This window comes from Anaerocolumna sp. AGMB13020, from assembly GCF_033100115.1.
Classification (GTDB): Bacteria; Bacillota; Clostridia; order Lachnospirales; family Lachnospiraceae; genus Anaerocolumna.
Genome location: NZ_CP136910.1, coordinates 5,732,006 through 5,754,748, shown reverse-complemented (window position 1 = coordinate 5,754,748; position 22,743 = coordinate 5,732,006). Strand labels below are relative to the sequence as shown.

Annotated in this window: 20 protein-coding genes; 7 read left to right on the top strand and 13 right to left on the bottom strand. The window is 37.7% G+C overall.

Going from position 1 to position 22,743, the window contains the following annotated elements; all coding sequences use genetic code 11:
* Window positions 1-204: 204 nt before the first annotated feature.
* A complete protein-coding gene (locus R2R35_RS24255; protein WP_317732416.1) occupies window positions 205-2,283 on the bottom strand; it encodes an immunoglobulin-like domain-containing protein in 2,079 nt (692 codons plus the stop codon).
* A 716-nt stretch (window positions 2,284-2,999) separates the two neighbouring features.
* Between R2R35_RS24255 and R2R35_RS24250 the strand changes: the two genes are divergently transcribed.
* From R2R35_RS24250 to R2R35_RS24240, 3 genes are all read left to right on the top strand, one after another.
* A complete protein-coding gene (locus tag R2R35_RS24250; RefSeq protein WP_317732415.1) occupies window positions 3,000-3,806 on the top strand; it encodes an MBL fold metallo-hydrolase in 807 nt (268 codons plus the stop codon).
* 295 nt (window positions 3,807-4,101) lie between these two features.
* Window positions 4,102-5,016 carry an aspartate carbamoyltransferase gene (gene pyrB, locus R2R35_RS24245; protein WP_317732414.1) on the top strand — a complete coding sequence of 305 codons (915 nt, stop codon included), beginning with the start codon at window positions 4,102-4,104 and terminating at the stop codon, window positions 5,014-5,016.
* On the top strand, window positions 5,016-5,441 hold the full coding sequence (locus R2R35_RS24240) for an aspartate carbamoyltransferase regulatory subunit (protein ID WP_317732413.1): 426 nt from the start codon (window positions 5,016-5,018) through the stop codon (window positions 5,439-5,441). The genes pyrB and R2R35_RS24240 overlap by 1 nt, the downstream gene beginning before the upstream one ends.
* A gap of 138 nt (window positions 5,442-5,579) precedes the next feature.
* On the opposite strand, the gene R2R35_RS24235 is transcribed toward R2R35_RS24240, so the two are convergent.
* The 7 genes from R2R35_RS24235 to R2R35_RS24205 form a co-directional block, all read right to left on the bottom strand.
* Complete coding sequence (locus R2R35_RS24235) at window positions 5,580-6,056, bottom strand: GNAT family N-acetyltransferase (RefSeq protein ID WP_317732412.1); 477 nt, start codon at window positions 6,054-6,056, stop codon at window positions 5,580-5,582.
* A 42-nt stretch (window positions 6,057-6,098) separates the two neighbouring features.
* The gene (locus R2R35_RS24230) at window positions 6,099-6,620 is read right to left on the bottom strand and encodes a GNAT family N-acetyltransferase (protein ID WP_317734858.1); all 522 of its coding nucleotides are present in this window, start codon (window positions 6,618-6,620) and stop codon (window positions 6,099-6,101) included.
* A gap of 4 nt (window positions 6,621-6,624) precedes the next feature.
* Window positions 6,625-8,931 (bottom strand): DNA helicase RecQ, encoded by a 2,307-nt coding sequence (gene recQ / locus R2R35_RS24225; RefSeq protein WP_317732411.1) that lies wholly within the window; start codon window positions 8,929-8,931, stop codon window positions 6,625-6,627.
* A 146-nt stretch (window positions 8,932-9,077) separates the two neighbouring features.
* Window positions 9,078-11,162 (bottom strand): class I SAM-dependent methyltransferase, encoded by a 2,085-nt coding sequence (locus R2R35_RS24220; RefSeq protein WP_317732410.1) that lies wholly within the window; start codon window positions 11,160-11,162, stop codon window positions 9,078-9,080.
* Between the two features lie 77 nt (window positions 11,163-11,239).
* A complete protein-coding gene (locus tag R2R35_RS24215; protein WP_317732409.1) occupies window positions 11,240-11,926 on the bottom strand; it encodes a cysteine hydrolase family protein in 687 nt (228 codons plus the stop codon).
* A gap of 42 nt (window positions 11,927-11,968) precedes the next feature.
* Window positions 11,969-12,877, bottom strand: coding sequence for an NrtR DNA-binding winged helix domain-containing protein (locus R2R35_RS24210; protein ID WP_317732408.1), 909 nt, complete (start codon window positions 12,875-12,877; stop codon window positions 11,969-11,971).
* Between the two features lie 108 nt (window positions 12,878-12,985).
* A complete protein-coding gene (locus R2R35_RS24205) occupies window positions 12,986-13,165 on the bottom strand; it encodes a hypothetical protein (RefSeq protein WP_317732407.1) in 180 nt (59 codons plus the stop codon).
* A 487-nt stretch (window positions 13,166-13,652) separates the two neighbouring features.
* Here R2R35_RS24205 and R2R35_RS24200 point away from each other — a divergent pair, with 487 nt between their 5' ends.
* Window positions 13,653-15,365 (top strand): GMC family oxidoreductase, encoded by a 1,713-nt coding sequence (locus R2R35_RS24200; protein ID WP_317732406.1) that lies wholly within the window; start codon window positions 13,653-13,655, stop codon window positions 15,363-15,365.
* An 18-nt stretch (window positions 15,366-15,383) separates the two neighbouring features.
* On the opposite strand, the gene R2R35_RS24195 is transcribed toward R2R35_RS24200, so the two are convergent.
* Window positions 15,384-15,998 (bottom strand): DUF3137 domain-containing protein, encoded by a 615-nt coding sequence (locus tag R2R35_RS24195; protein WP_317732405.1) that lies wholly within the window; start codon window positions 15,996-15,998, stop codon window positions 15,384-15,386.
* Window positions 15,999-16,081: 83 nt separating this feature from the next.
* Window positions 16,082-16,669, bottom strand: a complete 588-nt coding sequence (locus tag R2R35_RS24190) for a superoxide dismutase (protein ID WP_317732404.1) — start codon at window positions 16,667-16,669, stop codon at window positions 16,082-16,084.
* Window positions 16,670-16,989: 320 nt separating this feature from the next.
* Between R2R35_RS24190 and R2R35_RS24185 the strand changes: the two genes are divergently transcribed.
* Window positions 16,990-17,253 (top strand): autorepressor SdpR family transcription factor, encoded by a 264-nt coding sequence (locus R2R35_RS24185; RefSeq protein WP_317732403.1) that lies wholly within the window; start codon window positions 16,990-16,992, stop codon window positions 17,251-17,253.
* Between the two features lie 90 nt (window positions 17,254-17,343).
* Entirely contained in the window at window positions 17,344-18,009 is a 666-nt protein-coding gene (locus R2R35_RS24180) for an SdpI family protein (protein ID WP_317732402.1), read from the top strand.
* Window positions 18,010-18,288: 279 nt separating this feature from the next.
* Here the strand turns inward: R2R35_RS24180 and R2R35_RS24175 are convergent, their stop codons facing one another.
* On the bottom strand, window positions 18,289-19,959 hold the full coding sequence (locus R2R35_RS24175; protein WP_317732401.1) for a formate--tetrahydrofolate ligase: 1,671 nt from the start codon (window positions 19,957-19,959) through the stop codon (window positions 18,289-18,291).
* Between the two features lie 312 nt (window positions 19,960-20,271).
* Here R2R35_RS24175 and R2R35_RS24170 point away from each other — a divergent pair, with 312 nt between their 5' ends.
* Entirely contained in the window at window positions 20,272-20,937 is a 666-nt protein-coding gene (locus R2R35_RS24170; protein ID WP_317732400.1) for an HAD family hydrolase, read from the top strand.
* A 35-nt stretch (window positions 20,938-20,972) separates the two neighbouring features.
* Here R2R35_RS24170 and R2R35_RS24165 read toward each other — a convergent pair whose 3' ends face one another.
* Complete coding sequence (locus tag R2R35_RS24165) at window positions 20,973-21,839, bottom strand: 3-oxoacyl-[acyl-carrier-protein] synthase III C-terminal domain-containing protein (RefSeq protein ID WP_317732399.1); 867 nt, start codon at window positions 21,837-21,839, stop codon at window positions 20,973-20,975.
* Between the two features lie 11 nt (window positions 21,840-21,850).
* Window positions 21,851-22,699 (bottom strand): hypothetical protein, encoded by an 849-nt coding sequence (locus R2R35_RS24160; RefSeq protein ID WP_317732398.1) that lies wholly within the window; start codon window positions 22,697-22,699, stop codon window positions 21,851-21,853.
* Window positions 22,700-22,743 lie beyond the last annotated feature (44 nt).

The window sequence follows — 22,743 nt, the reverse complement described above, 5'->3', positions numbered from 1 at the left end:
AATCGGTTGCTGTAAACCGGCCTGATACTGCAGCAGTATCATAAGGGCTGGCTTACAGCAACCAGATTTTAATTTGAAATTACTGTATATTAAATCTGAATCTGTTTTTCTAATCCAATCAAAGAAAAACCGTGTTAAATTTTTATTTCGTATATGATTTCTTAAAGTCTGAACAGTAACTAAAAGTTTGTTAAACTTCTGTGATTACTCTGCTTCTCCAACTGTGACAGTCAATGTTACTTCACTGCTGTTTCCTGCAAAGTCTGTTACTGTAACTACAACATCATAATCTCCTGGTGTAGAAGTATCAAGGTTCGAGATATCTGCTGCGATATTGGCAGAAACATCCAATCCGTCTGCATCCAGTGCACTTGCTATAAAATCACCTTTCCAGGAGATTTTGGAAGCATCTTCATCCAGTTTAATCTGACGGTAACCTTCAACAGGTGTAACGACAGGAGCAGTTTTGTTATCAGGATTAAATACGATAACTGTTGTATTCATACTTCCTTCATTGCCGGATTTGTCAGCCATCTTAACCTTAAGTCCGTCGCCATAACTTCCAACCTTAGTAAAATCAGTTGCAGAATAGTCATAAGTTGCAGTTGTAGCATCAAGCACACCATCTACCGCGTCTTCAATGGATACATAGTCAGAAAAGGCAACACTCTTAGGATCTGTTCCAACAGGGAACACTAGCGCTGCTGACGCTGAGATTGAAGGAGCAATATTATCTCTGATTTCATCGCTGGAAAGAATTGCCTCCATATTGGCTGCTTTTTCTGTAAACAGGTTCTTATTGGCTGCGATCGATACATCATAGGATGCATAACCATCAACACCGTAAAAAGATTTGCCTAAAATGTCATCCCAAACCACACGGAAACCAAGAAGGTCGGAGTAATCATTTGGCACTGTCTGATTCGCAATATACTGGAAAGTCTTTAACAGGTCATCGCCATAAGTTTCATTAAAGATATCAAAACCTAAATTAGTAGCCTGGGCTGTCGCTGCACTGTCTTTGTAAGCAGAAACACTGTCAACACCTCCAAGGGTCTTATAATATGTACTGTAATATACCTTTAAGAATTCAAGTGCCAGTTTCGTTGTTTCAGCATCAACACCCTTTAAGATACCCATACTGTCACCAACGGTTAATACTTGTTTGTAGTTAGGGTCATCAGCAGCCATATCATCGGGTCTAGGCCAGGGAACGATACCAATGGACTCACCTCTGTCTGCTGCAGCTGAAGCTGCACCGGCAATGATCCAGTCAGCACTGTCTGTAAATACAGTTGCACCTGCACCAAAATCATTGGAACCCTGTAACCATTTAGGTGTGAAACCATCGTCATAAAGTCCGCACTCTGTTAATACACCTGCATCCATAAGTTCTTTTACATATGCAACTGCTTTTAAGGATTCTTTGGAATCAGCAGCTAAACCATTGGCACCGTATATCTCTCCGCCAGCTGCAAAGGTTGCAGAAAGTCCGGCAAAACGGTGATCTGTCTCATAAGCTTTAACAGTATCAAATTCAGTACCGTCTGGAGCTTTTGTATTTGCATAAAAGCTCTGGATTTTTGACAGATAATCTTTAAAGGCACTCCAGGTCCATTTACCATCTTGGAAAAGATCGGTAGGATAGATGGTTTTTCCATCGCTGTCTTTTAAGGAATCTACTTTTTCTATCATGGTTGCATTATATACTAATGGCCATCTGGGAATAAAAGCCTGCTTGGAAGTCAGGAAATAATTGTGACCATATAACTTATCATAAAACATCCAGGAATACTCGGAATCAGAGAACATATCCGCATAATCATCAAGAGGCTGTAAAATGTTCTGTGATAAAATTGTATTTTCTGAACCACCCCAAAGGACTGCAATGTCACAAACTGGATTATTAGCAAGTACACTTGTTATCAATTCGCTTCTTGTATCTGTTGCGTATTGTACAAATTCCACGTCTACATTAAGCTGTTCTTTGGCTGCCTGTAATGCGGCTAAGGATGCCTGTCTGGAGGCTTCATCCATTGTGTATTCCCCTGTAGTAGGATCCTGATAATTGGGATCCAGACCTGCTTGCCAGTGTGTTCCCCAACGCAGGACTTTTGCTTCTCCTGCAGGTGTAGTTGTTTCTGTCGGCTCGGCAGTAACAGCTTCTCCTGTTGGCTTAACTGTTTCTTCCGTACCTTTTTTGGAGCAGCCAGTCATTGCTGCTGCCAGCATTGAAAAGATGGCTATTACCGCTACTGATCTTTTCATTACTTTTTTAATCATAAACCTTCCTCCTTATTGATAAATATGCAATCGATTGCACATTCTGATAAAATTCGCCTTCATCATTTTGTACAATGCAACATTATGTGTAACCGATTTCATATAACTATAATATAGCACCCTTTCCTATTTGTCAATTGGATATTTCAATTTTTTTATATATAATTAATGAAACATTTCGTATTTCTACCATACAATCATACAATTTACTCATTACTATTTTTGGTAATTTGTACATTTTTAATGAAATGTCCAAATAGAAACACACAAAAATAAATGACAACTACTATTATTACATATCCTTTACTCCAAACTGGCTTCTCAAACTTTTCAGTTAACAGAATTACCCTTCCCTTTCGATGTATTTCATAAATTGAACGGAAAAATTTTAAATTTAAGAAGTTGTAAAACATAACGAGCCTGTGAAATTTTTTCTGTAAATAGAGAATTCTATGATAATTATTAAAGCAGATGGAGACTTTTGTGAGCGCCATCTGCTCTTTGACTATATTCAATAATGTTCATTGTCAATATACAATTGTATTATTTAAGTATTTTAGATAAAATAAAGAAAACATCAAAACGGAATTGACCGAGCCAAAAGCTGTTGCTAAAAAAACATAATGAAACGATAGCATTAGGGAGTCTTTTACCATAATCATAAAACAAGTGATATACTTGTTTGAAAAAAGAGACAAGAAAGGAAGTCAATCGAAATGAAAATGAACGAAAAAGGCCAAATGGTAGCACCTGCTACCTGTAGGATGACAGCCGAAGATTTTGAAAATAAAGGTGGAACAAGTGTATATTGGTTAGGCGGTGGAGGGGCCATGATAAACTGTCAGGGCACAATTATCATGATTGATCCCGTATTGGAAGGGTTTGATATGCCGCTATTAATAGATATACCGATTTTGCCACAAGAAGTACCTGAGGTGGATGCGATTCTGGTTTCCCATTCAGATAGTGATCATTATTCCAGAGCTACCTGTAAGAACTTGAAATCTGTATGCAATGCATATCACACAACGCTCTATGTCGCTTCATTAATGAAGGAAGAGTGTGATATTGATGGAAATGGCCATGATATAGCAGACCATATTCAAGTGGGTGAGATAGACATAGAACTGACACCTGCTGATCACGCCTGGCAGAGATTGTTTGAAAGCTATAATTACCGAGTATGGGAAGACAGAGAATGTTGTGGATTTTATTTGCGTACAAGAGATGCAAAAATCTGGTATGTTGGAGATTCCAGATTAATGGAATGCCAGCTGCGCATGGATCCACCAGATGTAATACTCTTTGATTTCTCAGATAATTATGTACATATTGGTTTGGAGAATGCATACAAACTAGCCAATACTTATCCTGATACGAAGCTTTTACTGATTCATTGGGGAACAATTGATGCACCAAATGAGAAAGCATTTAATGGCAATCCGCAAAATATCTTCGACCATGTAGTCAATCCAGAGCGCATTATTGTGCTGGCACCAGGCCAGGAATACAAGATTCGTTAAGAAAAGAGAAACTTCTAAATTGATTGAGTTTATTCAGACGGGGACAGAGATAAATCGCAATGGACCGAACTGAAGGTGAGGGATGCTTTTTGACTGAAAATCAAGAAGATGGTTGTATATAGGGTATATTCATGAACAAGTTCAAGAACCATCGTTCGCAATAGGGAGCGCACTAATATTCTTTCACCATTGCATTTTTGGATAATATAAGAAAGAAATTTTAAAGTTGTAATCTATAAGGCTATATAGTATAATAATCAGTTGAATGAAAATATAACAGTCAATGGAGGTAGTCATGAAACATCTTATTAGTCCCCTCGACTTATCTGTAACAGAATTAGAGGATATCCTGGAATTAGCCGACAACATTATCAATGCTCCAAAGAATTATTCCGATATCTGCCATGGCAAGAAACTGGCAACTCTCTTCTATGAACCAAGTACGAGAACAAGATTAAGTTTTGAAGCCGCAATGCTTAACTTAGGCGGCAATGTTTTAGGTTTTTCATCTGCAGATTCTTCCTCTGCAGCAAAAGGTGAAAGCGTTGCCGATACCATCCGTGTTATCTCCAGTTATGCTGATATCTGTGCTATGCGTCATCCCAAAGAAGGCGCTCCCCTCGTTGCTTCTACTTATTCTTCTATTCCAGTAATTAATGCCGGTGACGGCGGTCACAATCATCCTACCCAGACTTTAACAGATTTATTTACGATTTCCAAATTAAAAGGCAGACTTAATAATTTAACTGTTGGTTTCTGTGGTGATTTAAAATTCGGAAGAACAGTTCACTCTCTCATTAATGCTCTTGTTCGATATGAGAATATCCACTTTGTTTTAATTTCCCCTGAAGAACTGAAAATACCTGCCTATTTAAGAGAAGAAGTATTAGATACTTCGGAGAATTCTTATGAAGAGGTAAGGAACCTGGAAGCTGTCCTACCAAGCCTTGATCTTTTATATATGACAAGGGTGCAGAAGGAACGCTTTTTTAATGAAGAGGATTATATTCGCTTAAAGGACTCTTTTATTCTGGATAGCAAGAAAATGACCCTGGCAAAGGAAGATATGCTGGTACTCCATCCGCTGCCAAGAGTCAACGAAATCGCAACGGAAGTGGATAACGACAAACGTGCAGTTTATTTCAAGCAGGCTGAATTCGGCGTATATGTCAGAATGGCTTTAATCATGAAATTATTGGAGGTGGCTTAATGCTTAATATCGGCGGTCTAAATGAAGGAATCGTAATTGACCATATTGAGGCTGGTGGAGCGATGAAGATATATTCTTATCTTAATCTCGAGAAGCTGGACTGTAGCGTTGCTATTATCAAAAATGCCAAAAGTAATAAAATGGGTAAGAAAGATATTATTAAAATAGATGGCAATCTGGATATGGACCTGGATATATTGGGAGTTCTGGACAGAAATATTACTGTAAATATTATTGAAAATGGAGAGATTAAGAGAAAGCGAAATCTGAACCTGCCGGATAAGGTAACCAATATTATCAAATGCAAGAATCCAAGATGCATCACCTCTATAGAACAGGACCTCCCCCATATCTTCAAACTTACGGACAAAGAAAAAGGTGTATATCGCTGCGTTTATTGCGAACAGGCTTTTAAGAGATCCTAAACATATAGTCGCAAGGCTTCAAACAGGAAAACACTATGAATAATTGGATACTCATAGTGTTTTTCTTATATAATGCAATGGTTCTATTGAAAACTATTGATATTATGATATTTTTGTTATTGTTATAGTTACATGTATTTATTTTTCATATATTGGGTCATGATTTATCTCACTGAGTTTCTCAGTTTTCTTATAACCACAAAAAGTCCAAAATTGTCCCATTTCATCTGAGGTCAGATAAATATTTCGTGCTCCTTTATTATAAAGTTCTTTTTCAACACGAGTAACTAATTTTGAACCCAGGCTTTCTCCTCTCATATCGCTTTTAATATAGATTTCTCGTATAAATCCCCATCCTTCTCGTTCACACCAATCACTTTCAGGATTATCGATTTGATAGTAGATAAAACCTGTCAACTTACTGTCAACTAAAAGCATATCCATCCATGTAATCTTTGAGGTCACACTCTCTGCTATTTCACTGCATATAACATTTATTTTCGTATCAGAAATTACAATCTTAAAATCCTCTCTAAAGTAAGCGGAGAACATTTCATTAAATCCGTATATATCCTCATAAACAAAAGGACGAATTTCAATTCTTTCTTTTGGCATAGTAACCTCCCGTAATAAATACATACCGTTTTCAGCCACAGCTTAGGTAAAATCTATAAATGTGGTCTGGGTCAGTTCATAATCAACAGAGGTTTGCAAACTTCCAAGCTGATCTCTCCAAGCATCCTTATTAACTCTAACCTTTGAAAAGCCCAATTTTTCATATATATGCTGGGCTCTCGTATTATTAAGGTTCGTATCCAGTAAGATCTTTTTATACCCTGTACGGAACAGTTCTTTGATCAGCATCGATAAAAATATACGACCATACCCCTTTTCCTGTTGAGACTCATCACATATTTTTATTCCTATTTCTGCGCCGCCATCTCCTGTGTTACTATAACTCATTTCACCAATTGCCCTGTTATCTGCTTCTATAATCAAGCGATTAACTATGCTATCAGGAACAGTAAGTTGTTTCTGTAATTTCTCTAAGGAGATACCTAGTCCATTAGGAAATCCTGCATGTGCCATTACTTTTCCGTCATTCCACCACATACACAGGATTTCTGCATCCTTTACTTCTGCCTCTCTGATTAGCAGATTTTTATTCTGTATAAACATCAAATCATAACCTCCTGCCATTACGTTCATCTAATAATGCTAAAAGAAGTTGCTGACCATGGGCATTGTATACAACAGCCTCATATTCGTTTCCCTTCTGGCTTAGTCGACTTTCTGTTACAATCCCTGCTTTCCGGCCTTTTTCCGTGGGAATGGTTTCATTTCTTCCGAGAAGCTTATTAAAGCGTTCTTCCAAATACCCCTCTTCTTTTAATAAAGTCGTCATACTGACGGAAGTAAGTCTCTTCATTACAGTTTCATCCCGCATTTCATTTAACTTATCTGTAAATTGGCTGATTGAAAGATTTTCTTCCGGTATAAAGAGGCTTTTCATCTCATCCGTCAGATAGAACTCCTCCTTTGTTTTTCTGGTACGTACAGTACCTTCTGTTACAGTTGTTGGTTCTGGCAGTTGTTCGTAAGCATAGGCTTCTTTTCTGCCGTGAGTATGTTCAAGAATCACCTGTATAAATTTTTCCCCGAATCGTTCATATTTGTTCTCACCAACTCCTGTTACATGAAGCATTTCTTCTTTGCTGAAAGGCAATTTAACACACATATCTGTCAGAGTCTTATCTGAGAAGATAATGTAAGGCGGCATACCTTCTTCCCTTGCTATGGCTGTTCGTACCTGTCTTAAATGATCAAATAAATCCAGACCTTTGGAGTTTAATACCTCCGAACGTTTCAGGCCTCTGATTTTACTGTAGCTCTTATCAGAGGTTTCTCTATCCCCGGTATTGGTTTTTGAGGTCTTTATATTAACCGATGTTTCTCCTTCTATAAGACTCAAAGCTTTACGGTTTAATTTTACCACTGAGTACTTATCACTTGTTGCAAACAGGTATTCATCTAATATCAATTTATTGAACACTTGCTTTAGGAAGCTTTCCTGATGATGGGACTGTTTACCATAATAACTGGAATTGACCATGTTGTTCGCTGATAATTTGGCTGCACGGCTCCCAAGTAAAGTCGCAATAATAACATTAACTCCGTATCTTTGTCCGCTCTCTTTTATACAGCCTGCAATATCCCTGCTAAGTTCCGTTACATCAGTTTCTTCATATTCGGTAAGACAGTTTGAGCAATTACCACAGGCATTGTCTCCGTATTGACCAAAATAATTCAGAATATACTCTCGTAAGCAGTCTTTCGTAAAGCAATAATAAGTCATTTTCTTAAGCCGGTCCATATCACGCTCTTTGATAAGATCTTTCGCAAAGGGATCTATGTCTTCATTGGAGTTCCCCTTCTCGATCAGGAACTTATTGATTTCTACATCCTTACCGCTGTATAATAGCAGGCATTCAGAAGGTTCACCATCACGCCCAGCTCTTCCTGCCTCCTGATAATAACTCTCCATATTCTTTGGCATATTGTAATGAATGACAAATCGAACATTGGACTTATCTATTCCCATCCCAAAAGCATTGGTTGCAATCATTAAGGGCTTCCGGTCATAGATAAAGTCCTCCTGGTTCTGATTTCTTTCCCCATCCGGCAAACCGGCATGGTATTTAGCGGTCAGAATACCTTCTCTGTTAATCAGTTCCCACAATTCCTCAACATTATTTCTGGTATTGCAGTAAATTATTCCACACTGATTTCTGTGATTTTCCAGATATTCCATTATAACTGCTGTTTTATCTTTCGGGGCTCTCACTTCATAGAAGAGATTCTCTCTGTCAAAACCCGTTACAACCACTTCCGGCGTTTGAAGTTTTAAGATACAGCTGATATCCTCCATAACCTCTTTTGTGGCAGTTGCCGTAAAAGCACAAAGAATTGGTCGTTTGGGCAATATTTCAATGAATTGAATAATCTTAAGATAACTCGGTCTGAAATCCTGTCCCCACTGTGAGATACAGTGCGCTTCATCAACGGCTACCATGGAAATATCTGTATTGAATGCAAAATTAAGAAATTCCTGTGTTTCAAGTCTCTCCGGCGCCACATAGATCATCTGATATTTACCTTCTCTGGCATATTGAAGGGCAAGGCTTACCTGTCTGGCTGACAGGGAACTGTTAATATAAGCTGCATGAATACCTGCTTCATTCAATGCTGCTACCTGATCTTTCATAAGAGAGATTAAAGGTGAAATTACCAGGGACACCCCTTGAAACAGGATTCCAGGAACCTGATAGCATATTGATTTACCAGCCCCTGTAGGCATTACCCCAAGTACATCTTTTCCTTCAAGAAGGCTGCCTACCAGCCTTTCTTGTCCATTTCTGAAACTATTGTATCCAAAATATTTTTTCAAAATCTCTTTTGCCTGTTCAAGCCTGACTGTTGCTTGCTTCATTTATCCTCCTGTAATTACTATAAAAGCTTTTTGCATAATGCTTCCATTACGCACGCTTTGTGATAGTACCTAAGTTCGTTTATACATATTTATAGTCCAACCTTTTAGACACAAAACAACTGTATGCTGTATTTTTGTCATGCATCCTATGATATTTTTTCAATAACCACAAGACAGGTACTGTCCGGAAGCCTAACTGCATTTCTGTTTATATCATAAAATTCTATTTTCTGAGAAAGAGCTATGGTATACCCCTCTTGCAAAAAGTGTTTCAGAATAATTATCTTCGCTTTGTTACCAAGAACCTCTGTAATAAAATTTTCAAAACCCAGAGGTGTAAAATATCCAAACTGCTCATTCACTTCATGGATATAGGATTTTTCTCCCCACGTATAAGTATAAAGAAATTCCATTGCATCATTTATGGGAAGGATAACTTCATTATGTCCGATGACTTTATAATTGATTTCCCTCCCTTTAAAATCCTCTGCATAACGCTTTAAGAATTCCATTCCGTCCTTTGATAAAAAGCGTATAATCCGCTGCTCCTCTTTGTCTTCTGTCATTATTCCGTCACGTATTATGATTCTGCCGCCGGGTCTTAATATATCAAAAGCACTTATAAAAGCCGCGGCAAGAGTATCGTAGTTAAACTTCTTTCCCTCGTATTCAATGTATGAGAAGAGTTCATGGAGAATGGAACAAAAGATTATGGTATCCACACTGTTCTTATCCATATACTGGCTTAGATTCAAGGCATCTCCATACATAACCTCCCATTTCTTATCTTCCAATTGCTTCTTACGTTTGAGATTGTCCAATACATTTTGGGCAATCTCAATGCCTATCACCTGCTTATCAGGTGCATTGTCCTCAATCAGGTCCATTAAGGCGCCACCACCGGGACCAATATCAATGATTTTATCACCTGTCAGATATTCTAAGATGATTTTTTTATAATCAATACTCTGGTTCATGGTGTTTAAATAGGTTTCTTCCTCATAAAATCTGTCATATTTATCTTTTCTCAATCCAAAGAGATCAAAAAGAAGTATTATGGCACTCTCATAAAGGACATCTGCTTTCTCGGCCTCCACACAGAATTCAATCAGTTTTTCTCCTGCCGGAGAATATAAAAAGGTAAAGAAAAGCGTATCGTCCAGTTGCTGATAAAGGTTTACGCTGTGAGAAACATGAGGGCTGTCCCGGTATTTTTCAAGAAGAATTTCCTCAAAAGTCATACCGGAAAGGTAATGCTCCAGTATACGTTTTTTGTATATATTTATTCGCTTCTTTCCTTCATGCTGATAATAGATATCTTTCATAAGGGGTTCAAAGCTGATATGTTTAACGGAATCCTTTAACTCTTTACTGGTTAGGAGAAAGATTTTTATGAATTCCTCCAGCGTAAAGTCGTACAATGCACTTTCTACGAACCATAAGTCCCTGTTTTTTAACAGATTCTCAAGAGCCTTTAATACCGTTTTTTCCTTCGTCAGGTTGTCATAGGCCGCTGTAAAATCCTCACCATTTTGCACAGATGTCTTTCTAAGACGTTTAAGCCGTTCTTTTATATTATAATCAGTCTTAAGATCACCTGCCGCAATACGGTGTATCGCAGCAACTGCCTCTGCTTCAATCTGCTCCCATAAGCCAGTATCAACGGCTGCAATGATACAATGATTTAGGGTTGTTAAAATAAGCACCAATTCCTCTTTTGTTACAAACTTACTTTCAATTAACTCTGTCAAAGGTCTGTTTTCGCTAAGAGAAACTTCTCCCCTGATATACTGTCCAATCAACCCATGGGTGCTGATAAGAGTATATATTATGTGTTTTTCCCTTTCTTCTGCTTTACTGTCTTTTAGATATATTTCTGCCGAACCTTTGTTGTGAACAAAGAGGTTTATCCCCTGTTTCAACCAGCGTCTTCGAAAGTAATCCGTCCCCCCTTTTGAAACTTCAGACCAGATAAGCACCTCTTCTACCAGTGCAGAGATATGCTTCGGTGCCTTAAGGTTATTCAATATATGAAGCGTACGTTCCACATAATCACAAATATAACTGCTGCTTTTTTCTTCCATGGAATGCAGTCTTTCCAAATTAATATTCTCCTGTGCAGTTACTGCCAGATACATCAGCCATCTGGCTTCCCGCAATACTTGCTTTTCACCGCTTCTTAACCGCTCAATTAATTCCAGGGATTGCAGTTTTTTTCCTTCGTCTTTCATAATATACCCTTTCGTGAGTAACACTATTTTTATATACATAGGCTGTAGTCGATAAACAGCCTTTCTTTTATCCTTTGCTATTCCTGATTATCCAGACTTATATTTCGTATTACTTCTACCCCATTAATCGTCATATTGTATAGTGCCATCAATTGAACCAGATCTCCATTATGACTTCCAAGGTCATAGGTTTCTACAAGGTCTATTGGAACCAGCACTCGTACTTTCTGATTTTCTTTGTTAAACCAGCACTTTAAGGTTACAGCGAATTGCTGAATACAGATATCAGTACAGTCCCCGACTATAACAAAGGTATCAATTATCTGTTTTTCTGACAACCATTTCTGGAATTCCTCTTCCAGAAAACCATTGGTAGAGTTCTTACGAATCAATTGATATCCGCCTGTCTGCTGCAATTCGGTTACAACTTCTGCTTCACTGGTTCCCATCAGGCAATGAGGTGGATAGGATTCAAATTCCGGTGAAACCGCATTATGACTATCAGCAAAAGCCAAAATTTCAAATCCTTTATCTATACTTGCCTGCTGAAGCTTCACCACTTCTTTTAAAATACTTTCCACTCTGGCACTTTGCAGGGCTCCCTCCCTGGTAAAGCCATTAATAAGATCTACCATAATCAGTGCTGTTTTTTCTGACTGTAATTCCTGTAAAGATATACTCTTAGCAGAATGAAGCATATCATAAATTTCCTCCAGCGTTCTTTGACTGTCTGCGAGTATCTTTTCCTTCGCTGCAAATTTCATAATATCCTGCCTTTCTGTGCTATGTTCTGCACTCGTGAATAATCAATATCTTTTAAACTGATAAAGCTTTGAGGGCCTATGACCTGCATCTGTCCGGTATTCGTCAGTTTCCAGTACCATATCCGCTATCTTTCTTCGAAAATTAGCTTTTAATAATTCTTTATCCAATAGGACTTCATAAACCTGCTGCAATTCCGTAAGAGTAAAATAATCCGGCATTAAATGAAAAGCAATGTCCGTATATAAGACCTTACTGCGCAGCCTATCTATGGCATAAGCAATTATTTTGCCATGGTCAAATGCAAGACCATCGGATTCCGTAAGCTTTCTTTCGGTATGGATCGTACCTTTTCCTATTGTTTTCGTTATCTCATAATCAGCGGACAGTATTTCCTGCTCACCTGTTAGTATAAGTTTGTAAGTTTGCTTTCGTATATATCCGTTTTCATATTTCTCTTTCTTTTCTTCCTTAAGTTTAAGCTCTGCAGTAAACCAGGCTGCTTTTGCAGCGTCATCCGAAGCTTTGGGTACCAATGATTTACTATCTGTTAAGGCCATATACGAAGTACTTATTACTCTGGTCCTTGCATCTCTGCCAACATCTCCCCAGGTATAGAGCTGTTCAAGATAAATATCTTTTAGTCCCGTTTCTTCCTCCAGTTCTCGTAATGCAGCATCTTCAAGGTTCTCCTCCATACCAACGAAACCTCCTGGTAATGCCCATTTACCAAGATATGGGTGTTCCCCCCGTTGTATAAGTAACAAGCTAAGGGCCTTCTCCGGAAGCTTCCTGTAATTGTCTTTTTCCCGCTCCCTTACTGTGAAAATAAGCATATCTACTGTAACAGAAGGTCTTTCATATTTTGCCGGATTATATGCTGATAGAAATTCTTCTTCCGTTAATCCTCTTTTATCTCTGGGCGATTCGTGGCTTAATTCTTTACTATTCATAGCGACTACCCTCCTTGTATTTTCTATATATCGATTTATTCTTTAGGGCATTTATTTCTCTGGATCCAATTATTTTCTTTGACTCTTTTTCATTTCTTTGACTCTTTTTCATTTCTTTGAAGCCTTTTTTTCTCTGAAGCCTTTTATTTCTCTGAAGCCTTTTATTTCTTTGAAGCCTTTTATTTCTTTGAAGCTTTCTATTTCTTTGAAGCCTTTTATTTCTTTGAAGCTTTCTATTTCTTTGAAGCCTTTTATTTCTTTGATAAAATTTAATTCTTTTGAATACATTTAAATCTTTGCAAACTTGTGATTTCTTGAAACCTTGTATTATCCTCAAATTTTTTTCTTCCCAAAGATATAGTTATTGTAATAAAAATCTTTTTGTATATACAAAATACATTTTATATTGATATTATCTTTTTGATATTATCATTATGCTGCTATATTAATGTTTTGTCAATTATATCTGAACTTTTCGTGTGATTTTATAAATTTATGGTTTTATTTTTTATCTGCATTATTTTAAATTTGATTTGCAGCACTTTGAAATACCGCTCACCTCCTTTATAACCAAAATCTGATAAGTGCATAAAATATTAATAATTTTATTATCTGTTATCCAATTCCTACTTTATCTTCTTTTACGACTAAATATAGTAGCCTGCAGTTTTCGGAGAAGGATTAGTTTGAAAAATAAATTTTTCAACTGCAAGTTTGTGCTTGCGCACCACAAACTTGGTATAAGCAAAGAGCGTGCGCAAGAATAGAGGCTAAGATGGCAAAAAAGCTGATTTTTGATTATATAATTATAGGAGGCGGAACAGCTGGAGGCGTCCTTGCAAAGAAATTAACTGATAGTTATACCGATTCCGTACTGGTTCTTGAAGCAGGACAGAACCGCAGCGATGAGTTAAGCAGTGCTTCTATCACCGATGCCTCCCTCCATTCAGTTAATAACCGGTATTCCTTTCAGCTCTTTACCAATTTGGAAGAACAATTAGACCGTTCTCTGCTTATTTCCGGAGGCAGAGTTATTGGCGGCAGTTCAGAAACTAACTCCATGTTTGCTGTTCGGGGCAGTCAGGGGCTTTTTGACAGATGGGAAGCATTAACAGGCGCTCCTTGGGGGTACCAAGAGGTGTATCAGCTTTTTAGGGAGAATGAAACTTATACCGGATTAAGTCAGACACCTGCACTCAGAGGATATGACGGTCCTATAAAGATCAGGCAGCAGAATATTCCTGAGAAAGGCATCAATCAGATATTGGCACAAGCGATTTCTACCGTATATGAGGTACCGGTAGTTGAAGATTATAATACCGGAATCGGAGGCTGTGCTTTTTCAAAGACACAATTTACCCAAAGCAGGATGAACCATGAATATCTTCGTTCATCAACGGCTACCGGCTATCTAAATGATACCATAGTAACGCAGGGAGATCTTGTGTTACCAGATGAATATGGAATGCACGCAAGACGTCTTGTGATTTTTACCAGAACTACTGTTAATCGGATACTGTTTCAGAATAGGTTCAAGATACCAACTGCTTGTGGTGTAGAATATATAAGAAATGGTATAACCCAAAGAGCTTATGCAAGAAAGGGTGTTATACTAAGTGCTGGTATCTTTTCTTCCGTTATACTGCAGCGTTCCGGTATTGGATCCAGAGAAGTGTTGGAAGCTGCAGGAGTTACAACGATTGTTGATAACCTGAACGTAGGACGTAACTTTATGTCACATTTTGATGCGAGTATGGGAATTGAAGTCAAAACAGAACGGCTTTTATCCATTATGGATGCGGATCCGGATATGCCGATATCTTTAGGGGCATTCGCAGAAGATGCAGAAGGCTCACGCCGTTTACAGCTTATCGGTATTGCAGCCTCCTCTTTTTTGCCTGTACAAGAGGTTCTGATTAATAACTGGCAGTTTGACAACGAGAAATCTTCTAATATTATGAGTCTGCTATTAATCGACTTAAATGCCTCCAGCAGAGGGTTTATTGCAATAAATACCAGTGATCCCACAGCTTATCCCACGGTCAGCTTAAATCCCTTGACAGCTGCAGAAGATCTGGAATTCATGGTGGATCAGTTTATAAAGGTAAGTCAAAGCTTTGACCTTGCCAGAGAAGCAGATCCGGAGGGTATATATCGTTTTGTTTATCCCCCTGAAAATATTTTTACCATACCCGATTTGGAAGAAAAGCGCCGTATCCTGTCTTACTATATAAAAGCCAGTTATTCTGCTGCATATCATTACGGCGGACAGTGCAGAATGGCATTGGACAGCAAAGAAGGTGTAACAGATGGTTACCTTAATGTCTTTGGGACTGCCAATTTAAAAGTAGCAGATCTTTCGGTTTCACCTATTCTGCCGGATGGTAATACCGCTGTGCCTTCACAGATGATAGCTTTAAATGCAGCACGCTTTCTTCAATCGGAATCAACTTATGTATTTTCAGATAATGAATTCGAATCCGTTTAATGTGGTACTAATCCGATCTCATTCAAGCTCAAAATTAGGATTGCTCTCGTATGCAGATCCAATCTCACACATATATTCCAGAACATCAGTAAACAAGTCAAATAAAGCTTTCAGAAGTTCAATATCCTTAATTATACCAGCAACACTGAAATATAATTCATCAACCCCTTCCGGAAAATCTTCACCAAACCAGCCTTCATCATCCTTTACTTCCAAACAGAATCTTGGCTGTAATTCAATGAGTTTCTGAATGCTGGTCTTAGAAAATAGTTCTCTTACTTTAGCTTCATGATTTCCTTTGATAATGTATCCTGTATCAAATTCAGGAAATCCGGTTTCTATATCCTGCATTCCCAACCGTTTACCCAATTCACTGAAAAAACCTGATTTATAAATCTTGAACCATATACCATCTTTGTTCACATAAGGTGCTCTCATTCGGGTATAGGTAATAGTAGCTTTTCCGGTAGAAACAGTATAAGTATCCAAAGTGATGGTCCATTCCTTAACACGAGCCATCACTTTGTTCTTTCCAAAAAAACCTTCTTCTACATAATCCGCACCGATCAAACGGCTTAACTCACTCCAGACTTCCTTTCTGCCAGGTCCGAAAAATTCTCTTGCAAATCCCATCTTCTTTCCTCCACCTTCTCTTTTCGTGTTTTATACCTCAATTTTTATATAGTATATCAGTATTTCCTCATCATTTCTACCATTTATTGCAGCAGTTCCATTCGCTCACCTACGACCTGCCAGTCGATATTCTCCATAAATCGATTGATATATTCTACCTTATCGTCAGCATACTGCAGAAAATAGGCATGCTCATACATATCTAATACCAGCAAAGGAATTGACATTGACATATTTCCGTAATCATGTGCATCCAAGCTGTCATTACGAAATGAATCAGATCTTGGATCATAACAAAGAATAGCCCAGCCTCTGCTGGATTTCGCTGTAGCAACAAATTGTGCCATCCAGTTATCAAAGCTGCCATAATCTCTGGATAGCATACGGCGCACCTGTTCATTGGGTGTATTATTTAAAGAACCGATATTCTCAAAATAAAGTTCATGCAGGATTACACCATTTAATGCAAAAACTTCCCCCCTCTTAATTCCCCTGAATTCACTGTAAGTAGAATTTGCTTCATCAATACCGGTATCCGCCTGTAACAGAGCGTCTATCTCATTGATTTTCTTGATATAACCTTCATACAGCCTCATATGTACGTCAAACTGTTCCCTGTTAATTACCGTTACATCATCGGAATACTCAAAATTAACTTTTACAATTTCCATTTTGAACCTCCTGTCTCATTTATTCACTCATTTATCGCTTTATAATTAAATATACGCAGTGATTACGGAAATAGTATTAAATTCAAATTTTTGTACTTAACTTTAACTATCCTCATGATGCCTTTCGGAGTGGCATGATTTTACTCGGTTTAGAAGAGCCGTCATCTTTCTGCTAATATGTGTAAATATCTGAAATCCGCTAAGACCTGGGCTTTTTTTGTAACAAACCACGTGACAAAAAAGGAAAAGAGGAATATAATCTATTTAAAATTAATTTTAAATAGATACATAGAAGACAAGCAAAGGATTGAGGTGATATCTTGGGTCTGCACGAAATTTTCAGTGCTTTATCAGAACCCGTCAGAAGAGATATACTAAAGCTGCTTAAGAATGAAAAATTATCAGCTGGTGATTTAGCTGATAAGCTGAATCTGACACCTGCTGCACTCTCTTATCATTTGAAAAAATTAAAGGCAGCCGACTTAATTTATGAGACGAAATATAAAAATTTTATTTACTATGAACTGGATGCCACCATATTAGAAGAAATCATTCTGTGGTTTACCGACTTAAAGGAGGAGTAGGTTGAAAAACAAATTTTTCAACCGCAAGTTTGTGCTTGCGCACCACAAACTTGGTATTCGCAAAGAGCGTGTGCAAGAATAGAGGTTAAAATGAATAAACTGAAAAAACTATATTATCTGTTAATGTTTTTACCCCTTTTCTATACAATAATCTGCCTGTTCTTTCTTCCTGACATCATACCGATGCATTATAATGGTGCCAATGAAGTCGACCGTATGGGCAGTAAATATGAAATTTTGATAATTCCATTTATTATTATCTTTTTTGGTTATTTTATGCTGATACTTGGAAAGTCTTCCAGCAAAAAAGAAAAAGAAGCTAATAACAACAACGAAAAAGTAACTATAATCACTGGTATGTGTTCTCTTGCGATTTTTCATATTATAAACATATTTATGCTTTACAGTGCCTTCCACTCTATTAAAAATTTAAAGGAACTGCCGGTTGATCTTTTTAAGTTATTGTTTACAGCTTTCGGGTTGATCTTTGTGGTTATCGGCAATTATTTGCCAAAATGTAAAATGAACAGTATCGTAGGATTAAGAACCGTTTGGAGTATGAAGAATGAAAAGACCTGGAAAGAGTCTCAGAGACTTGGGGGTATTTCATTTATTATCACAGGTATTGTAATGACTGCAGGAAATCTATTATTTTTTTCAGACGTTTCATGTCTCATCTTTTCCATGATTCTGATGGGTATCGATCTGATTTTTAGCATCATTATATCCTACTATGCTGCAAAAAAATATGCTTAAACATTCCTGCTGTTTCTTTTAAATTCTACCGTATATCATATTACATTCTCAATAAGGCTTTGGATAATTCTTAGTGAGTGCTGTGTCAAAAACGCAGGCTTAATAGTAGTTACGCCAAGGCTTTGGCTTATACTTAATCACCAGGTATATGAACTCAGTCAGCAAGACATGAATCCAGCTACCTGGTGAAGTAAAGAATATATTCCAGCCTTTAACTCATAATTCACCCTTTGCGATAAGCTAAAATTTCAAAAATTATGGTATACCCATATTCTGTAACTAAAACAAACCAGTAATAACCCCATCCTCATTTACATCGATGCCTTCTGCAGCAGGTACAAAAGGCAATCCAGGCATGGTCATAACCGTGCCGGTTATAGCAACTACAAAACCTGCACCCGCTGATAAATATACTTCACGGATATTGATATTAAAGCCTTCCGGTCTTCCAAGTTTTGTAGTATCATCGGATAAGGAGTACTGATTCTTAGCCATACAGACAGGCACCTCTCCATACCCCATTTCTTCTATTTTCTTAAGCATCTTCTCTGCCTGAGGATCATAAGTAACTGTACCAGCACCATAGATGCCCTTGGCAATTGCTTCAATTTTACTCTTTAATGACTGATTAAGAGTATAAAGAGGTTTAAACTCACTTTTCTTGTCATTCAGAATTTCTATCACCTTATCTGCAAGAGCAAGTCCACCTTCGCCGCCCTTTTCCCATACTTCTGAAAGTGCGAAATCGCAGCCTCTTTCCAAACAGAAATCCTCAACATACTGAAGTTCTTCCTCCGAATCAGAAGAGAAACGGTTTAGGGTTACTACAACAGGAACACCAAATTTCGTGAGATTTTCCATATGTTTTTCAAGATTTACAATACCGTTTTTAAGGGCACTTAAATCAGGAGTACTGAGGTTTTTCTTATCAACACCGCCGTTATATTTTAAAGCACGAATGGTTGCTACCAAAACCGCCGCATCCGGCTTAAGCCCTGCGCTGACACATTTGATATCAAAGAATTTCTCTGCTCCAAGATCTGCACCAAAACCTGCCTCCGTTACAACTATATCTGCAAGTTTTAAAGCAGTTTTTGTAGCCCTTACGCTGTTACAGCCATGTGCGATGTTGGCAAAGGGTCCTCCATGAACAATTGCAGGGGTATTCTCAAGGGTTTGAATCAAATTAGGTTTTATGGCATCTTTTAATAGGGCTGCCATTGCTCCAACTGCTTTTAATTCTCCCGCCGTAACAGGCTGTCCATCATAAGTATAACCCACAATAATTCTGGAAAGCCTTGCTTTTAAATCATCCATATCATCAGCCAGACATAAAATCGCCATGATTTCTGATGCGACAGTAATAACAAAGTGATCCTCTCTTACGACACCATCGGTCTTCTTTCCAAGTCCAACTACAATGTTACGAAGTACACGATCATTGATATCAAGGCATCTCTTCCATACTATCTGGTTTGGATCTAGATTTAATACATTTCCCTGATGAATATGATTATCCATCATAGCTGCCAGCAGATTATTAGCAGAGGTTATAGCATGAAAATCTCCTGTAAAATGCAGGTTTAAGTCTTCCATAGGTACTACCTGCGCATAACCACCGCCAGCAGCTCCACCTTTAACCCCAAAGCAGGGTCCAAGAGAAGGCTCTCTTAAGGCAATAACAGCCTTCTGATTTCTTTTAACCAGGGCTTGTCCTAAACCTACGGAAGTTGTAGTCTTTCCTTCACCCGCCGGTGTGGGATTAATGGCAGTAACAAGTACTAGTTTACCATCCTTGTTACTTTTGATCTTATTCCAAAGTTCGTCGGAAAATTTTGCTTTGTATCTACCATAGTAATCCAATTCGTCATCTGTTATATCCAATAAGCCAGCCACTTCTCTTATATGCTTTAACTCTGCCTGTTGTGCAATTTCAATATCTGTTAACATAAATCCTCCCTTTCTTATACACCCTAACCGCCATTCACAATAAACTGGCACCAATTATCAGTGGAATTACATTTTATTTCCACACCGGCTTTCATTCCATGTCACATCTGCCTGGAGATGCTACCTGCCACAAAGCGAGGTATGAAGCATGTTTTATAAACTACTCTCAATGCTTCTATTATATCAAATTCATAATGAAATAAAAGAGGTTAATTCATTATAATTCCAAAGTCCTTTTATTAATATTTTTGTTTTGACCATACTCTAAAAAAAGGTTATAATATTTAATTATTTACCAAGGAGGAAAAGGTAATGACAGATACTATATTATTTGATCTGGACGGAACCCTGTTAAATACCTTAGAAGATATTGCTGACGGTGTTAATTATGCTTTAACAAAATTAAATTTTCAGGAAAGAACACTGGATGAAATAAAATATTTTATAGGAAACGGAGTTGTAAAACTCATTGACAGAGCAGTTCCTTCCGGCACTACAGAAGAAGCTAAAGCAGCTTGTCTGGCTCTGAATAAGGAGTATTATTCCGCACATGTTAATTCCAAGACACAACCATATGAGGGTATCATGCCTTTATTAAAGGAGCTCAAAGTAAAAGGCTATAAAGTAGCTGTTATTTCAAATAAATATGACAGCGCTGTAAAAGACTTATGCAAACTTTATTTCTCTGATTATGTCACCGTTGCTGTCGGTAACCGTGCAGGCATACCTACAAAACCTGCGCCTGATGCTGTGTTTACAGCACTTGAGGAATTAGGTTCAACACAGGCACAGGCGGTTTTTGTAGGCGACTCTGATGTCGATGTTTTAACCGGTCATAATGCAGGTCTTAAATGCATTGGTGTATCCTGGGGGTTCAGAGGACGGGAATTCCTTGAAAAGGAAGGGGCAGATACGGTTATTGATCATCCGAAGGAGTTTTTTCCTGCCCTTAAAAGCCTTGGCCTACCATTACTTTAATTTAGGCACTTCATTATATTCAATTTCTTCTTATATCAACATCTCAATAGCGTAGAACCTTGTGTCCCACCAAATCCAGGGTTTATTAATAGTGCATATTGATTCTTATTAATAACCTGTTCCTCTATTAGGGTCAGATAGTGATAAAAGCTATCATGGGAATTAAAATGCCCCGTGACATTAATATGTATATCTTTAAATCGGCTACGTTCTATGTGCAGTAAACCTGATAAACCATCCCAGAACATTTTATTAGAAGTATGAGGTACAATATATCCTATATCCTTCCAAGTCAGACCTGCTTTCGCAATACACTGTTCCATACTATCCCGCACCAAGGATGCATTCACGGCACGAAATTCATTGATTTTATTTTCCTCTGTCAGTTCCCCTTGGGGTGCTATTATATTAGTTTGTATATGGCTAGAAATCAAAGTATTTCTCTTCCCACCAGGTCCTATCAATAAAGCAACGACACAGTCTCCCATAATAGTGTTAAAAAAAGTTCTTTCGCCATCCGAGTATGCTTTGTCAGCGCCTATGACCAGAACTCTTTTATACCATCCGTTTTCTATATAACTTTTTGCCATATCAACGGCTTCGTGCATAATGGCACAAGGCATTCCGCTTAAGAGGAACGTTTTAATGTTACCTAATTTCTCAGATATATCATAGCCATTACAGAAAATAAATGGAAGAGAATGGGCAATTATTATCAATTCTGGTGATGTCTTAATTTGATTATATGCCTCTACTATCATATCTGAAAGCATTCTTTCATTATCTGTCGGTATAATACCCAATCCGTTTGTTCTCATTTTTTGTATAGTTTCCAAATCTTTTTGAAATGCGATATCCTCTACCGCTCTGACGCTTTTACCTATGGATAATCCATATTCCATTATTCCAACTTCTATATTAATCCACCTTCCTGAAACACAATTGTTAATTCGTCCTCTTTCCTGTACAGCTCGTATAATTCCTTCTGATCTAAGACCTGCTTATGTCTAATGCAACTATTTATTTCAGCAGCCGTATGGATTTGCTGCGATACAATATTTATGACTTCTTTATTTCTTTTTATAATGCTCTTTTTATATGCCCATTCCAATGTTTCCAGCAGAAGATATTTACGTTGTATAAAAATTTCCATGTCAAAAAATAAATTATTATAATAACGCCTTCCGCTCATACTCAGTGTAGCCCATAACCTTTTAAATGCTTCCGGCCCTTCACCCTTTGCTATGGCCTGGTGGAAATTCTCCTTCGCATTTAAAAGGGCTCTGTATATCATATCCTCCTCTCTCGGCATTTCTTCCTTCTTCAATATATACTTTAAATTATAGCTGTAATTAGTTTCATATAATTCACTGGCATCCCAGAATTTCATAATTACATCTTCCGGAATATAATATCCGATTAACCCTTCTGAATCATTTATATAAAATCTGGCGTTTTCATGCTTATAGACGGTTATATAATGCGGTACATTCTCATAAATACCCGGCTTTGCCAAATAATTCAGTTTTCCCATATTAACAGGGCCTAAAACAACAGGCCCTGTTAACAAACGTTCGGTCAGTAGACAATATGCCTCCACCGGATCTTCCGTTTCCCAGGATATTAATTGAATCCCCATGATTTGAGCTGCCTTTGCCACCCCTTTGCCAGGATCACAATAGGGGGACAATATTCTATGGGCATACTCATTACTATGCACGACGCCAAAAGGAACTGACGTCAGTATTTCAAATTTATTCATTGATATATCATCCGTATGTCCTAAATCAAAAAGTGCATACGTTG